This is a genomic window from Mycobacterium interjectum (assembly GCF_900078675.2).
Classification (GTDB): Bacteria; Actinomycetota; Actinomycetes; order Mycobacteriales; family Mycobacteriaceae; genus Mycobacterium; species Mycobacterium interjectum.
Window position 1 is genome coordinate 4,298,076 of sequence record NZ_LT546237.1, and the last position, 14,403, is coordinate 4,312,478.

15 protein-coding genes and 2 pseudogenes are annotated in these 14,403 nt (G+C 66.8%); 10 read left to right on the forward strand and 7 right to left on the reverse strand.

What is annotated here, in order from left to right:
* The 6 genes from BN4348_RS55325 to BN4348_RS55350 form a co-directional block, all read left to right on the forward strand.
* Window positions 1–470: oxidoreductase C-terminal domain-containing protein (locus BN4348_RS55325; RefSeq protein ID WP_328589050.1), on the forward strand; the 470-nt coding region annotated here is incomplete at its 5' end.
* 124 nt (window positions 471–594) lie between these two features.
* Window positions 595–1,560, forward strand: a complete 966-nt coding sequence (locus BN4348_RS55330) for a 2-hydroxyacid dehydrogenase (RefSeq protein ID WP_066917154.1) — start codon at window positions 595–597, stop codon at window positions 1,558–1,560.
* A 75-nt stretch (window positions 1,561–1,635) separates the two neighbouring features.
* On the forward strand, window positions 1,636–2,709 hold the full coding sequence (locus BN4348_RS55335) for a GGDEF domain-containing protein (RefSeq protein ID WP_066917155.1): 1,074 nt from the start codon (window positions 1,636–1,638) through the stop codon (window positions 2,707–2,709).
* A gap of 53 nt (window positions 2,710–2,762) precedes the next feature.
* Complete coding sequence (locus tag BN4348_RS55340; RefSeq protein ID WP_066917198.1) at window positions 2,763–3,185, forward strand: nitroreductase family deazaflavin-dependent oxidoreductase; 423 nt, start codon at window positions 2,763–2,765, stop codon at window positions 3,183–3,185.
* A gap of 96 nt (window positions 3,186–3,281) precedes the next feature.
* Window positions 3,282–4,100: a formate/nitrite transporter family protein gene (locus BN4348_RS55345; RefSeq protein WP_066917156.1), complete on the forward strand. Its 819-nt coding sequence runs from the start codon at window positions 3,282–3,284 to the stop codon at window positions 4,098–4,100.
* A gap of 118 nt (window positions 4,101–4,218) precedes the next feature.
* A complete protein-coding gene (locus BN4348_RS55350; RefSeq protein WP_066917157.1) occupies window positions 4,219–4,677 on the forward strand; it encodes an ATP-binding protein in 459 nt (152 codons plus the stop codon).
* Between the two features lie 344 nt (window positions 4,678–5,021).
* On the opposite strand, the pseudogene BN4348_RS55355 reads toward BN4348_RS55350, so the two are convergent.
* Window positions 5,022–6,380: pseudogene (locus tag BN4348_RS55355) on the reverse strand (WS/DGAT/MGAT family O-acyltransferase).
* Window positions 6,381–6,622: 242 nt separating this feature from the next.
* Between BN4348_RS55355 and BN4348_RS55360 the strand changes: the two are divergent.
* Both BN4348_RS55360 and BN4348_RS55365 read left to right on the forward strand, forming a co-directional pair.
* The gene (locus BN4348_RS55360) at window positions 6,623–7,507 is read left to right on the forward strand and encodes a cyclopropane mycolic acid synthase family methyltransferase (RefSeq protein ID WP_066917158.1); all 885 of its coding nucleotides are present in this window, start codon (window positions 6,623–6,625) and stop codon (window positions 7,505–7,507) included.
* A 110-nt stretch (window positions 7,508–7,617) separates the two neighbouring features.
* Window positions 7,618–8,115: a single stranded DNA-binding domain-containing protein gene (locus BN4348_RS55365; RefSeq protein ID WP_066917159.1), complete on the forward strand. Its 498-nt coding sequence runs from the start codon at window positions 7,618–7,620 to the stop codon at window positions 8,113–8,115.
* Here BN4348_RS55365 and BN4348_RS55370 read toward each other — a convergent pair.
* The 5 genes from BN4348_RS55370 to BN4348_RS55390 form a co-directional block, all read right to left on the reverse strand.
* Window positions 8,102–8,986: a DMT family transporter gene (locus BN4348_RS55370; protein ID WP_066917160.1), complete on the reverse strand. Its 885-nt coding sequence runs from the start codon at window positions 8,984–8,986 to the stop codon at window positions 8,102–8,104. The two genes, BN4348_RS55365 and BN4348_RS55370, sit on opposite strands and share 14 nt — an antisense overlap.
* Window positions 8,987–9,007: 21 nt before the next feature.
* Entirely contained in the window at window positions 9,008–9,901 is an 894-nt protein-coding gene (locus BN4348_RS55375; RefSeq protein WP_066917161.1) for an SCO6745 family protein, read from the reverse strand.
* A gap of 8 nt (window positions 9,902–9,909) precedes the next feature.
* The gene (locus BN4348_RS55380) at window positions 9,910–10,434 is read right to left on the reverse strand and encodes a nuclear transport factor 2 family protein (protein ID WP_066917162.1); all 525 of its coding nucleotides are present in this window, start codon (window positions 10,432–10,434) and stop codon (window positions 9,910–9,912) included.
* Between the two features lie 3 nt (window positions 10,435–10,437).
* Window positions 10,438–11,013 carry a hemerythrin domain-containing protein gene (locus tag BN4348_RS55385; RefSeq protein WP_066917163.1) on the reverse strand — a complete coding sequence of 192 codons (576 nt, stop codon included), beginning with the start codon at window positions 11,011–11,013 and terminating at the stop codon, window positions 10,438–10,440.
* Between the two features lie 101 nt (window positions 11,014–11,114).
* Complete coding sequence (locus BN4348_RS55390) at window positions 11,115–11,366, reverse strand: hypothetical protein (protein WP_066917164.1); 252 nt, start codon at window positions 11,364–11,366, stop codon at window positions 11,115–11,117.
* Window positions 11,367–11,554: 188 nt separating this feature from the next.
* On the opposite strand from BN4348_RS55390, the pseudogene BN4348_RS55395 reads away from it, so the two are divergent.
* Window positions 11,555–13,264, forward strand: a pseudogene (locus BN4348_RS55395) (Orn/Lys/Arg family decarboxylase); the annotation flags it as partial.
* A 16-nt stretch (window positions 13,265–13,280) separates the two neighbouring features.
* Here BN4348_RS55395 and BN4348_RS55400 read toward each other — a convergent pair.
* Complete coding sequence (locus BN4348_RS55400) at window positions 13,281–13,841, reverse strand: PadR family transcriptional regulator (RefSeq protein WP_066917165.1); 561 nt, start codon at window positions 13,839–13,841, stop codon at window positions 13,281–13,283.
* Between the two features lie 119 nt (window positions 13,842–13,960).
* On the opposite strand from BN4348_RS55400, the gene BN4348_RS55405 reads away from it, so the two are divergent.
* Window positions 13,961–14,401, forward strand: a complete 441-nt coding sequence (locus tag BN4348_RS55405; RefSeq protein WP_264033997.1) for a nuclear transport factor 2 family protein — start codon at window positions 13,961–13,963, stop codon at window positions 14,399–14,401.
* The last annotated feature ends 2 nt before the right edge of the window (window positions 14,402–14,403 follow it).

Below are 14,403 nucleotides of genomic sequence, written 5' to 3' on the forward strand. Positions count from 1 at the left end.
GGCTGGACGGGTCCGGGTTGCGCGTGGACGACGGGGTGGTCTGCGATGGCACGGGCGCGGCGGACGGCGACACCGGGGGAGCCGCCGTCGTCGCCGCCGGTGACGTCGCGCGCTGGTGGCACCCGCTCTACGAGCGGCACCTGCGCACCGAGCACTGGGATGACGCCGGGCGTCAGGGCGAGGCGGCGGCCAGGACGCTGTTGGCCGGCCCCGATCGCGCCGACAGCTACCACGAGTTGCCTTACTTCTGGTCCGACCAGTACGACGTCAAGGTCCAAATGCTGGGGGTGCCAACCGATTACGACGCGGTCGATATCGTCGAGGGCGATCCCGACGCGTGGGAGTTCCTCGCCGCGTACGGCCGGGGCGGCCGCACCATCGCGGTGCTGGGCACCATTCCGAATCGGGTGTACGCCTACCGCGACGCCATCACCAAGCGCGCCGAGTTTCCGCCCAAGCGGCCGGACTGACGACGGGCGCGCACGTTTGGGCAACGGCGTCGAGACTGCAGCCAGAGCGTAGATCGGCCGCGTTTCTGGCGCTCAGCGCAGGCTCGGTGGGCGGTGCCTTAGGCCCCCCGGCGATGATGGACGCGTGACGGTGAACAAGACCAACGCGGTGCTGCGGGTGGGCAGCTTCGAGCCGACTTTTGCCCAGGAGCTGGCGCTGCGCTACGAAATCCCATCGCTTCCCGAGGACCGGGAGCGCGCCCGGTTCCTGGATGGGCACGCGCGGGCCATCCGCGTCGTGGTGACCTCCGGCCCGCCCGGCGTCGACGCCGAGACCATCGCGGCGCTGCCCAACCTGGAGGCGATCGTCAACTACGGGGCCGGGGTGGATGGCATCGACCTGGAGGCCGCCAAGCGCCACGGCATCGGCGTCAGCAACACCCCCGACGTCCTGTCGGACACCGTCGCAGACACGGCCCTTGGCCTGATCCTGATGACCCTGCGCCGTTTCGGCGCCGCCGACCGCTACGTGCGGGCGGGTCGATGGGGACGCGACGGCCGCTTTCCCTACGCCAGGGACGTCAGCGGCCTGCAGGTCGGGATCCTCGGCCTGGGCCGGATCGGGTCGGCCATCGCGACCAGGCTGCTCGGATTCGACTGTGCCATCGCCTATCACAACCGCCACCGCATCGAAGGATGCCCGTACCGCTACGCGCCGTCACCGGTGGAGCTGGCGCGGTCAGTCGATGTTCTGGTCGTCGCCACCACAGGCGACCGTCGGACGCGCAAGCTGGTGGATCGCACCGTCCTCGAGGCGTTGGGCCCCGACGGCTACCTGATCAACATCGCGCGCGGCAGCGTGGTCGACCAGGAAGCGCTGGTGGAGTTGCTCATCGGGGACGCGCTGGCCGGAGCGGGGCTGGACGTCTTCGCCGACGAACCCCACGTGCCCGCCGAGCTGTTGGGTCTGGACAACGTGGTGTTGTTCCCCCACATCGGCAGCGCGACCGCGCGGACCCGCCGGGCGATGGCGTTGCTCGCGATCCAAAACCTCGACAATTACCTCGCCAACGGAGAACTGCTGACCCCGGTATTGCGTCCGCGCCGATGACGCCTCAATTCGGCTCGAGTTTGCACTTTATCGCAGTTGGTCTTTAATTCTTCACGTGACAAAACCGGGCCGTCGATGGTGAAGGAAACCGATCACTATGAATGGGTCAGCGCCTATTTGAAGGGCCGTGGCCTGCAGCCCATCTGGCAGAGGGCGACATTCGCGTTCACGGCATCGCAGGCGGCTCTGCCGATCCTGATGCTGTGGAGCCCCACCGGGCCGATCAACGCGATCTCCCGGGCGGCATCCGTCGTGATATCGGTGTTGGGTTTCGCGGGCGCCAGCCTGTGGCTGGTCCACTGGCCCACCCGACGACAGTCGATCCTTTTTTCGATGGCCGCGATGGCCGCCATCGCCGCAATGTGTTTGGGTCTGTCCAACCCTTACACGGGCTTGATGGGCTGCACTATGTTCGCGATGCTCGGCGGTTTCATCGCATACTTCCACGCCGGCTATTACGTGCGGGCGAATTTCGCCGTGGCGACGGTCTGCGCGGTGACCTTGGCGCACCGATTCATCGTGATTACCGGTGACGTCGCCGCGATTACGGCCGGTCTGATTATCGTGATGGCGCTCAACATCGGCGTGCCATTCGGGATCCAGTCCGTGGTGCAGACGCTACGAAGCGATCTCCGGACGTCCGACCGCGATGCGCTCACGGGCCTGCGCAACCGGCGCTCCTTCTACGAAGCTGTGCACGAACTGCTGACACTGCACGGGCGGTCCGCGGGCAAGTATCTGGTGACGACGGTGATCGACCTGGACAACTTCAAGAAGGTCAACGATACCCAGGGCCACGCCGCTGGTGACCAGGCTTTGGTCGCGGTCGGCGCGGTGCTCGAAGAGAACTGCGGCCCCTCCGCGGTGATCGGTCGGGTGGGCGGTGAGGAATTCGTGGTCGTCGACACCGACACCACACCCAACCCGACGACGATGGCCGAACGGCTCCGCCGGGCGATCGCCGAGATTCCCTTCCCGATCACGGCCAGCATCGGCACCTCCGGCATCGCACTGGACACCTCGGTGGCCGACGCACAGCTGATCGACGACCTCATCAGCACTTCCGACGCCGCGATGTACGAGGCCAAGCGCGCCGGCGGGAACCAGGTCTGCCACTATCCCGCGTTGGTTCGCCGGGCCGCGGGATAGCCGGCGACACCGGCCCGGGAATGGACGGGCCATCCGGCGGTGTTGGCAAGGCCATGACCGACGGGATCGAGCTGAGCCCCACCGGCTGGGTGCGCGAACAGACCGAACAAATCCTGAAGCAAGGCACGACCGACGGGGTCGAGATTCTCGACCGGCCGGTCATCCTGGTGACGACGACGGGGGCAAAGTCAGGCAAGCGGCGGTACGTGCCGTTGATGCGCGTCGAGCAGGACGGTCGTTACGCGATGGTGGCGTCCAAGGGCGGTGCTCCTGACCATCCCTCCTGGTACTTCAATGTCAAGGCCAACCCGGCGGTGACGGTGCAGGACGGCGACAAGGTGGTCTCTCTCACCGCGCGCGAGCTGAAAGGCGCCGAGCGGGAGCAGTGGTGGCGACTGGCCGTCGAAGCCTTCCCGCCTTACGGCGAGTACCAGACGAAGACGGCCCGCCAGATCCCGGTCTTCGTGCTCGAATAATCGTCGCCGCGCCGCCGCCTATAACCGACGTCACACTCGGCGCGGGCGTTGGCCCAGCTATGAGCGGGTATCCACGGCTGGCCGTGAGGACCCAGGATGAGTGAACCGATCCAGCGCCGGCTCGGCGAATACGACAGCCCGATCGAGGACAGACTCGAGGACGCCTTCAGCAGAATGCTGAGCGAGGGCACCCAGCGTATGCACCGCACCTGGCGCGGTCTGCTGGTTACCGGCTTCTTCGGCGGTACCGACGTCGCGCTGGGCGTGCTCGCCTACCTTTCCGTGCTGTCTGCCACCCACCAGCCGCTGCTGGCAGGTTTGGCGTTCTCGATCGGCTTCCTGGCGCTGCTGCTGGGCCACAGCGAATTGTTCACCGAGGGCTTTTTGGTGCCCGTGGTCACTGTGGCCGCAAAGCGCGCCAGCGTCCGGCAGCTGCTGAGGTTGTGGGCCGGCACGCTGTTGGCCAACCTCGTCGGCGGCTGGGTGATCATGTGGCTGCTCATGACCGCGTTCCCGCAGCTGCGCGAGCAGACGATCGACTCGGGCACCCACTTCGCGGCGGCGCCGATGTCGACCCAAACCCTGGCACTTTCCGTCCTCGGCGGCATGGCGATCACATTGATGACCCGAATGCAACACGGCACCGAGTCGGTGCCCGGCAAGATCGCCGCCGCAATCGCCGTGGCGTTCCTGCTTGCCGGCCTGCAGATGTTCCACTCGATCCTCGACTCGCTGCTGATTTTCGGCGCGCTCGTGACCGGTCGCGCGCCGTTCGGCTACCTCGACTGGCTGGGGTGGTTCACCTACACCGCGGCCGGCAATGTCGTGGGTGGACTGGGTCTCGTGACGCTGCTGCGGCTGCTGCGCAGCAAAGACCGGCTGCAGGAGGAGCGCGCGGCCGCGGAGGCCGCATGAACGGGCCGGCTTGGGCGAATCATGGTGCCGCATCCGTGATCCCGGCTGAGCGCAATCTGTGGCCTAAGCGATACTCGGCCGGGTTATCGTGCCGGCGACAACTGGGTATGCATGTTTCATGACTGCCGATTCGCTGATGGCCGCCACTCCGGCGCGATTCGCCCGCGCCGGCGCCGCAGACGCCGCTACGGCAACCGAATTGCGTCGTGCACTGCGAGTGTGGTTGCGCGAGGCGACGAACGTGTCTGCAGACGTTCGCGACAACATCCTCCTGGGCGCCGGCGAAGCGCTCGCGAATTGCGTTGAGCACGCCTACCGCACGCATCACCGCGCCGGCACCATGGAGCTGCAGGCCCGCTACGATCCCGCCGCGCGATCGATCAGCGTGCGTGTCAGCGACCGCGGGACCTGGCATCGGCCGGCGCCGAAGAAACCCAACGACCCTCGCGCGTCGCGCGGCATCATGTTGATGCACGCACTGGCCGATCACTGCACCATCAACGCGCGCCCCGGCGGCACTACGGTGTGCCTGAACTACGCCACCGATTCAATTGCGTTGACAGACAACAACGTTTGACTCTTATGGGCTGGGTGGCGGCAGTCCGGGTATCCTGGCAGACAAGCCCTCCCGGAATCCCCGATTGATCTCGTTGCGGTTCGGCTCCCGCGTGCTGGGCCCAGCCGCGTCCGGGCAGCCACAGCGCAGCGTGCCGTAAGGGTTCAGCTCGCCACCCTGTGCGTCGGGGTCGGCGTGTGCCGGCGCGGCTCCCGCGACACAGCAACTGGTGGCAATCGCCAAGCCGCCCAACGTCTTCGCAACTGACATCTTTGCGGTCCTCCGGTCGGCGCCCGATTTTGCTTGCATCTGGAATGACGCGGCCGAAAGCCGTTTCGTTCCGCGTCGTTTAGCTGCGCGGGTGCTCACTCGCCGAAGGCGCGTTCCAGATCCTTCAGCGACGTCTCCAGATGGCCGAGCAGCCGCTGCAGGTGCGGGACGCTGCGGCGGCAGCCGACGAGGCCGAAGTCGAGGTTGTCGGCGTTGTTGGTCACGGTGATGTTGACCGCCTGCCCGTCGAGCGGGATCGACAGCGGATAGTTGCCATCCAGCCGGGCGCCACGCCAGTACAGCGGCTCGGCCGGCCCGGCCGAGACGTTCGAGATAACGATGTTGAACGGGGGCGAGGCCGTCGAGAGATATCCGGGAATCAGCCCGAAAAACAGCCCACCGATGTTGAACGCCGACAGGGCCAGCTGCTGCACCGTGGGCAGTTACGCAAACACCTCTTTGGTGTCGCGGATCGACGAGCTGATGGTCTCCAGCCGCTGCGCCGGGTCGTCGAGGTCAGTCGCCAGGTTGCACAGGAAGGTGCCCACCATGTTGCCGCCACGGTCATCGTCGTCCTTGCGGAGGTTGACCGGAACCATCGCCGTCAGCGGGGCGTCCGGCAGGGCGTTCTGCTCGACGAGGTAGGCGCGCAGCGCTCCGGCGGACATGGCGAGCACCACGTCGTTGACCGTGACCCCGGCGGCCGACTTCACCGCCTTGATGCGGTCCAGCGACCAGGACTGTGCGGCCACCCGGCGGGCACCGCCGATCCGGACGTTGAACATGCTGCGCGGCGCCCGGAATGGGAGGGTCAGTTGTTGTTCGAGCAGCGCGGCCCGCGCGAGCCGAACTGTTGACGGGGCCAACCCGAACGCGGACCCCGCGGCACGGCCGACCCGCTCGAGCAGCGACGGCCGTTTCCCGCGCGCCGCGCGTTGACGCGGCGGCAGGCTCCACGGGACGCGTACCTCGTCGTCGTCGGGGTCGGCGGTGAAGGCGCGTTGCACCAACCGCAGCGCCGATACGCCGTCCATCAGGGAGTGGTGGTACTTCGTGTAGACGGCGTACCGCCCGTCCTGCAGTCCCTCGACGAGGTGGGCTTCCCAGAGCGGACGATGGCGGTCGAGCAGGGTGCCGTGCAGTCGCGAAGCCAGCTCCAGCAGGTCGCGAACCCGTCCCGGCTCCGGCAGGGCCGAGCGGCGAAGGTGGTAATCCAGCTCGACGTCCCTGTCCAGCGACCACGCGACGTTCGTGAGGCCGCCAAAGAACGCCGGGCGCTTGCGGAACGTCGGTTGGATATCGGCGCATTCCAGCATCGCCTGATAGGACTCGCGCACGAAGTGCGGCCCGGCGTCCTCGGGCGGCTCGAAGAGCTGCAGCGAGCCCACGTGCATCGGATGTTCGCGCGACTCCCCGATGAGGAACAGCGCATCCATCGGCGATATCGGTTCCATGGTCGGCCTCCGCATTCAGTCCCATGCCGTCCGGCCGCACCGCCGGTCCGACACGGCTCCCCCCTTCAATTAGCCACGGCGAGCTTCTTCCACACCTGAAAACTGTGACGGCGCCATTTCCCGCATGCGAAGCCGACGATTCGTGGCGCGGTCATCCGGACGGATAGACTGGTGGGCCAGTAACTCGCGCGGTTGAGATCACACGCCGCTGAGACCAAAAAGTCCACGTCAGGGGTTGTGCCGTGCCCGAAGATAAGACCGATGCCGTCAGCTTGGAGCCGCACTTCGAGGACGTGCAGGCGCACTACGACCTGTCCGACGACTTCTTTGCGCTTTTCCTGGACCCGACGCGGACCTACAGCTGCGCCTATTTCGAGCGCGACGACATGACGCTCGAAGAGGCACAGCTCGCCAAGGTCGACCTCTCGCTGGGCAAGCTCGGCCTGCAGCCGGGTATGACGCTGCTGGACATCGGGTGTGGCTGGGGCACGACGATCGTGCGCGCGCTCGAACGCTACGACGTCAACGTCGTGGGCCTGACGCTGAGCCGCAATCAGCAGGCGCACGTGCAGCAACGCCTGGACCGGCATCCCAGCGCGCGGACCAAGCGCGTGCTGCTGCGGGGCTGGGAGCAGTTCGACGACAAGGTGGATCGCATCGTGTCGATCGGCGCCTTCGAGCACTTCGGGCGCGACCGCTACCCCGACTTTTTCAAGATGGCCTACGAGGCGCTGCCCGCCGACGGCGTGATGCTGCTGCACACCATCATCAAGCCCAGCGATGCGGAGTTCGCCGAACGCGGACTGCCGATCACCATGACCAAGCTGCGGTTCATGAAATTCATCATGGACGAGATCTTCCCGGGCGGAGACCTGCCCAACGCCACGGCCGTCGAGCAGCATGCCGAGAACGCCGGCTTCGCCGTCAAGCGGGTCCAGCAGTTGCGCCTGCACTACGCCCGCACGCTCGACACCTGGGCGGCCGCGCTCGAGGCGCGCCGCGACGACGCCATCGCGATTCAGTCCCAAGAGGTGTACGACCGGTACATGAAGTACCTCACCGGGTGCGCGGAGCTGTTCCGCGAGGGCTACACCGACGTCGCGCAATTCACCCTCGCCAAGGGCTGACGGCCGCCGCGCGGTTTATCAGTGCAGCGCTGCGGGTAACACCACGGGCAACAACCTGATTCGGAAGGCGCCGACGTTGGTCGGCGCAAAACCGAAGGAAGGATTGACCCGTGGGCGCCAAGCACCGCATGACCGAACCGTCGGGGCAAAGGCCGTCGGCGCAGCGGAAGCTGCCGCGCAAAACGCGAGGCCTTGCCGCCGTGTGCGAGATCGTCACCGGTGCGGTGGTGTGCGCCGCGAGCCTGACCGCGTTGGTGACCAACACCGCCGAGCCCGAAAAGCCAACGGTAGAGGCGACCTTGGGGCAGGCCCCGGTCCCGCAGCCGGTGCGCCAGCAGGGAACCGTGATCGCGGTGTCGGCGGACTCGGTGACCGCTCGCAGCGCCGACGGATACACCCAGACCTATCTCGTCACCCCGAACACCGCCTTCATCACCAGCCGATCCGCAATCGCCGCTTCACATTTCGCGATCAACGACCACGTCGACATCATCGGGACGATCAGGAACGGTACGGCGCTGGCCACCGCGGTGGCCGATCGCGACATGACAAACGGCGACGGATCGCCAATGGATCACGTTGTGGCACAACCGGTCAGCGCGCGATAGCCGCCGCGACCCTATTGTGCGTCGCAACCGCATCGATGCGCGCCAACTCGACGGTGGCGCCGGTCATCACCAGCGCCGCCAGCGCCAGCGTGATTGCCCCGCCACCACCGGTGTCCAGGGTCTCGCCGAGGACCACGACTCCGAGCAACGCTGCCACCACGGGCTGAGACACCTCCAGCGTGGGCATCGACGCCGTCAGGGAACCAGCACGAAAAGCCGACTGCTCCCACCCGAAACCGCCCAGTGCGACGAGCAACCAGGCATAGAGCTCCGGTGTCTGCAGGACCGCCCACCCGCCTTCGCCGAGCCGGTGGACAACCGCCTTGGTGAGGACCGCGAAGACGCCCCAGAGCGAACCCGAGACGAAGGCCAACAGCACCGCGGCCACGGCGCCTCCCCAAACCCGGGCGGCCACAACGCATCCGGCGAGCAGTGGCGCCAAGACCAGGAGCACAGCTGCCCAGGTGTGCAGGGATGCGCCCGCGCGGCCGGCCTGCGGGTTGCCGACGGTGACGATCACCGTCACCGCGGCGGTGAGCAGGACGGCCCAGATCCACTCGCGCACGGTCACGCTGCGATTGGACAGCCTGGCGCTGATGGGCAGCGCGAACAACAGCGACAGGACCAGCAACGCCTGCACCAGCAGCACCGAACCCTGGTCCAGCGCGGCCGCCTGCAATGCGATGCTGACTACCAGCAGCAGGGCGCCCCAGCGCCAACGCCGGTTTCCCAGCAGCCTCGCAAACAGTTCGATCTGGCCGGCCGACTTGTCACTGATCCGATGCGTCGCGCGTTGCTGGAGCACATCGCCGACCGCGACACAAAGCGCGGAACCAAGCGCGAGCAGAGCGGCGATATCGACCTTGGTCATCAGCGGCTCCGCCCGATCACGCTAGCTGCTGACCACATGCGCGCCGCCGTCGTCTAAGTTGTCGCGGCTCAGGCTCATCGGAGTTTTGGCGGGGATATCGCCGCCGGCGATCACCACCCGGGTGACCGGGGTGAGCGCCTGGAACAGCGTCTCCACCTCGTCGTCGCTGAGCGCGTCGAGGGCCGACAGGGCGAGCGTGTCGGTGCTCGATTCGATGCGGTCCTTCAATTGGCGGCCGGCCGCCGTGAGCGAGCCGTCGTCGTCCAGCAGACCGCGCTCGGCCAGCTGTTGCTCGTAATGCCGCCACGCGGCCTCGTCGTAGTCGCGGGTGCGGGCGATGTAGTCGCGCTGGACCCGGCCCGCCGCGGCATGCAATACGTTGGATTCCCGGCCCGAGATGCCGGCGGCGGCCAGCACGGCCACGTGCCCGTCGCCGCGCTGCTCGCGCAACAGCGTCGTCGCATGCCACAGCGCGGCGAGCGGATCCTCCGGCCAGGGCAGCGCCAGGTTCGCGGCGAACAGCGGGCGCCCGTCGAGGGGCGCCTCGCGCGCCGCCCGGCCCGCCAATTCCGCTGCCACAGCGACAGTTTCATCCGCAACGACGCCGTAGCGGCGCAGCGCCGCGACGGCGGATTCCTGTCGGGCGCGCAGCGCGGCCTGCGGACCGGCGATCTCCCACGCGGCCGGGAGGGCCTTGGCAACCCGCTCCGGGGCGAAGTTATAGAAGACGGCGGCCACGACCTCGCGCGGCACCATGCCCAGCGGCGCCGACCGTGCGGCGAAATAGCCCATCCAGAAGCCTCGGTAACCCAGCCCGTCCAGGGCCGACCGCGCCTCCGGCGCGAAGTACGTCACCGCATGCACCGGTTCGAATCGATCGAAGAAGCGCCGCGCCAGTCTCGGTTCTCTGCGCACGGTCGCAGTTAACCACCCGGCGCGGGCCCGAGGACGCCGACCCGCCCGGCGGCCGCTTCGCGTCGCAGGGCAGTGGTGGTCAGGTCGAACTTCACCCCGGGGATCGTCTCGTTGACGAGCGGGTTGCCGGTCCACCAGGCGATGCGGCACGTCCGCCGGCCGATTCGCCAGCCGGCGGGCGTTCGCCGCCAGGCGTCGTCATACCAGCCCGTCCCGTCCCACAGGGGTCCCGCATCGGCGGCCTTGCGCACCAGGCGCCAGCCGCCGTTGCAAAAGCTGTGCGCGACGTCCCCCTCGGCGCGGACCACATGGGTCGAGATGGTGTGCTGCGTGGCATCGAACGGATCGTGGTAGGCGGCGAAGTCCGCCTTGAACCGCGCCAGATCGCTCCACCGCGACGACGCCCCGTAGTCCGCCACCACATCGGCGGTGAAGATCGAGTCGAACAGTTGCCACCGCTGGCTGTCCACGGCGAACCCGTAAAGGTTGAGCAACTGCGTGATCGCCACGACGTCGGTGTCGGTGCTTGCCATGGCTCATTGGCCTTTCAGGCTGCCGATTCGAAGCGAAAAATCGGCGCGGTGGGATGACGGCCTTGCCTCGACGTCCTCGACATAGCGCTCTGGATCGCGGTCGACGATCGACAATCCCTCAGTGGTCGGATGCTCGGCCATGAACTCGCCGTACTGCCGCCCGAGTGCCTCGCGAAGGCCGATCGGGGCGCTGCGACGGAAGTCCGGCAATCCGTCCCGTTCCTCTTCGCCCATGTGGTCGTCGTTGGCCGATCGGGTGCGCGCGACGGCGGCCCACCACTCCTCGGTGCCGACCGGCACCGCGTCGGCGTCGCGCACTCCGTCGCGAATGTCGTTGTGATCGCCGATCGCATCGAGCGTCTCGCCTTCGGGATCGTTGGTCCCGCGCTTCAACAGCTGTGGGTAGAAGATCTTCTCCTCGATATAGGCGTGTACGTCGAGCTTGTCGGCGAGCGGACGCCATACTCGCTCGAGCGTGGCGGGGTTGACATTTTCCTGCCCGCGCAGCGAGTCCAGCCTGGCGAACCGTTGGCGGAACCAGTCGTGGTCGGCGCGGATCAAGGTGGTGATGTCAGCCATTCGAACTCCAGCGTTTCCGAGCGCTACCCGGCCGCTGCGGATCCGCGGCCACAGTCTCCATGCTGGCAGAACCAGTCAACCCGCGACAGCGCGACGTCGGCTCAAGCCTCCGAGCGGGGTGTGGGGCTCTGCGCCGATTCCCATTTCGATCCCAGCGACCTCCTGACGGTGGTGCCGGACGCCATGTCGAGCTGGAACGTCTCGCCGGCGCCCTCGAGCGTGACGAGGTATCGGCCGTCGGCGAAGTCCTTGAAGACCACCTTGTACGGCTGTTCGCCGGCGCCGCGGTCGACGGTGATGATGTCGCCCGCGGCGACGTCGTCGATTCGGCCGTTTGCAGAAACTTCACTCATGCCATCGACCGTAGCCGATGGGCGACGGGTCGGTTGCGGCCTCGCTGGGGCCGGCGGCCAATCTTGTTGTGCCACTTGGTCAGCTGGACCAGCGGCTCATGGCACCGCTGGGCACGCTTTGGAATCCTCGGCCATCCTACCCGTGGCCCGGTGCCGCGAAACCGATGCCGGGTCGGACCGGGAGGGTCCCCGGCGACATCGTGCTGCTGGACCGCAACTGCCACCAGTCCCACCACTACGGGATGATGCTCGCCGGTGCGAATGTCGTTTACCTCGAGGCGTATCCGCTCAACGACTACTCGATGTACGGCGCGGTGCCGTTGCGCGAGATCAAGTCGAAGTTGTTGGCGCTCAAGCGCGCCGGCAAGCTCGACCGCGTCAAGATGATGTCGCTGACCAACTGCACCTTCGACGGCATCGTCTATGACGTCGAGCGGGTCATGGAGGAGTGCCTGGCCATCAAGGGAGACCTGGTGTTCCTGTGGGACGAGGCATGGTTCGCGTTCGCCCGTTTCCACCCGGTCTATCGGACGCGCACCGCCATGGCCGCGGCACGGGCACTGCGCGAGCGGCTCGCCGATCCCGACTACAAGCGCCGCTTCGAGCAGCAGCCGGCAGTCGACCCGGCCGGCGAAGAGGACCTGCTGGACCGCCGCCTCATTCCGGACCCGGCGCGCGCGCGGGTGCGGGTGTATGCCACCCAGTCGACCCACAAGACCCTGACCGCGTTGCGGCAGGGCTCGATGATCCACGTCTTCGATCAGGACTTCGACCAAAAGGTGGCCGAGCCGTTCCACGAGGCCTACATGGCGCACACCTCGACCTCGCCCAACTACCAGATCCTGGCGTCGCTGGACCTCGGGCGCCGACAGGTGGCGCTGGAGGGCGTGGAGTTGGTGCAGCGGCAGATCGAAAACGCGATGCAGCTGCGCGACGCGATCGACAACCACCCCCTGCTCAGCAAGTACATGCGGTGCCTGCGGACTTCCGATTTGATCCCGGAGGATTTCCGTCCCTCGGCCATCGCGCAGCCGCTGCGCTCGGGCCTGCGCAACATGATGGCCGCCTGGGACCAGGACGAGTTCGTGCTCGATCCGTCGCGAATCACGTTGTTCATCGGGCCCACCGGCTACGACGGGGACACGTTCAAACGCCAGCAACTGATGGACCGCTACGGGATTCAGATCAACAAGACGTCACGCAACAGCGTGCTTTTCATGACCAACATCGGCACCACGCGCAGCTCCGTCGCGTTCCTGGTGGAAGTTCTCGTCAACATCGCCCGCGAGCTGGACCAGAACATCTCCGAGATGAGCCTCGGTGAGCGCGAACACTTCGCGCAGGCGGTCTACCGGCTGACCGAAATGTCTTTATCCCTGCCCGATTTCAGCGGCTTTCACCCGGCGTTCCTGGATCACGGCGGCAGCGAGGCGACGCCCGAAGGGGACGTCCGACGAGCGTTCTACCTCTCCTACGACGACACCAATTGCGAATACCTCATGGGCGAGCAGATTATCGAACGGCTGGACGCCGGAGCCGACATCGTCTCGGCGACCTACGTCACGCCCTACCCCCCGGGATTTCCCGTGCTGGTCCCCGGTCAGGTGTTCAGCCGGGAAATCCTGCAGTTCATGCGTGATCTCGACACCCCCGAAATCCATGGCTACCTGCCGAATTTCGGCTATCGCGTGTACACGGAGAAGGCCATCGAGATGGTCAGCGCGTCCACTGGGTTGGCGACGCACAACGGTCACCGCCCGCCGGGCAGCACGGCTCCGCAGAAGCCGTCGAAGAAGAAGCCGGCCAAGCGCGCAGGGGCCGATGGCGACGGGAACCTCCCGGAGGAGGGTCACGACGAGCCGATCGGCCGGCAATATCCGGGTGACGCGGTGGGCTGACGCGCTCCCTACTGCCTCAAGAGCGCGAGAGGCGACCGTCGAGGATGGTCAGCGCGCGCTCGGCCCATCGAACGTTCTCTTCCTCGAACGATATTCCGCGCAGCAGCGTCAGGTAGGGGCCCACCCGTTCGCTGCGAGCCAGGTATTCCTTCTCACCGCGGCCGTCGAGCATCCGGGCGCGCATCCGTTCGTAGCGCTGAAGTTTGGTCTTAGCTCTTTGCAGTCGCTCCGCCATGAAGTCACGGACGGCCCGCGCGTCACCGGCATCAGCGGCCAGCAGCTTGACCGCGAGATCATCGCGGATCACCGATGGCTTCGGCGCCCGGGCAGTGAAGTCACGGATCGCGTCGCGACCCGACTCGGTCAGCGAGAACATGCGCTTGTTGGGTCGGCGCTCCTGCTGCACGACGCGCGCCCGGATCAATCCTTGCTCGGCAAGGCGGTCGAGTTCGCGGTACAGCTGCTGCGGGGTGGCCATCCAGAAGTTGGCGACCGAGGCGTCGAAGCTCTTGGCCAGGTCGTATCCGGAGGCCTCACCGTCGAGGAGTGCGGCCAGCACCGCATCACGCAGCGACACGGCGACTAGCTTAACAATGCGAATACTCAAAAAAGTGATTAACCGCACATCGACACGACGGCGAACGGCCTCTAGCGTCAACCCCACCTACTCAACAAATTGACTAAGGCAGGTGTCTCGTGGTTGCTACGCATCCCTTTCGCGCGGCGGTTGAGGAACGGGATGAAGGGGCCATCCAGGCGATGCTGGCCGACAACGTTGTGTTCATCAGCCCGGTCGCGTTCAAGCCCTATGTGGGCAAGCCGATAACCGCGGCGATCCTGCGCGGCGTGTTGCGGGTCTTCGAGGATTTCCACTACATCCGCGAGATCGCCGACGCCAACGGCCGCGACCACGCGTTCGTGTTCGAGGCGGGGATAGCGGGGGCGCCGGGGGTGAAGATCACCGGTTGCGACTTCCTGCACTTCAACGACGACGGGCTCATCGACGAGTTCATGGTGATGGTGCGGCCACTGTCGGGGGCGACGGCGCTGTCCGATGCGATGGGCGCCCAGTTCGAGCGGATCCAGCACGAGGCCGTCGAACTCGCCGACCAGTTCACGGTCGCGAAGGGATCCTGAAC

What these genes read in the sequence shown, in the direction of transcription:
- BN4348_RS55335 (WP_066917155.1), top strand. Translation starts at nt 1,636, where the DNA reads ATGGTGAAGGAAACCGATCACTATGAATGGGTCAGCGCCTATTTGAAG.
- BN4348_RS55340 (WP_066917198.1), top strand. Translation starts at nt 2,763, where the DNA reads ATGACCGACGGGATCGAGCTGAGCCCCACCGGCTGGGTGCGCGAACAG.
- BN4348_RS55345 (WP_066917156.1), top strand. Translation starts at nt 3,282, where the DNA reads ATGAGTGAACCGATCCAGCGCCGGCTCGGCGAATACGACAGCCCGATC.
- BN4348_RS55350 (WP_066917157.1), top strand. Translation starts at nt 4,219, where the DNA reads ATGACTGCCGATTCGCTGATGGCCGCCACTCCGGCGCGATTCGCCCGC.
- BN4348_RS55370 (WP_066917160.1), bottom strand. Translation starts at nt 8,986, where the DNA reads ATGACCAAGGTCGATATCGCCGCTCTGCTCGCGCTTGGTTCCGCGCTT.
- BN4348_RS55380 (WP_066917162.1), bottom strand. Translation starts at nt 10,434, where the DNA reads ATGGCAAGCACCGACACCGACGTCGTGGCGATCACGCAGTTGCTCAAC.
- BN4348_RS55385 (WP_066917163.1), bottom strand. Translation starts at nt 11,013, where the DNA reads ATGGCTGACATCACCACCTTGATCCGCGCCGACCACGACTGGTTCCGC.
- BN4348_RS55390 (WP_066917164.1), bottom strand. Translation starts at nt 11,366, where the DNA reads ATGAGTGAAGTTTCTGCAAACGGCCGAATCGACGACGTCGCCGCGGGC.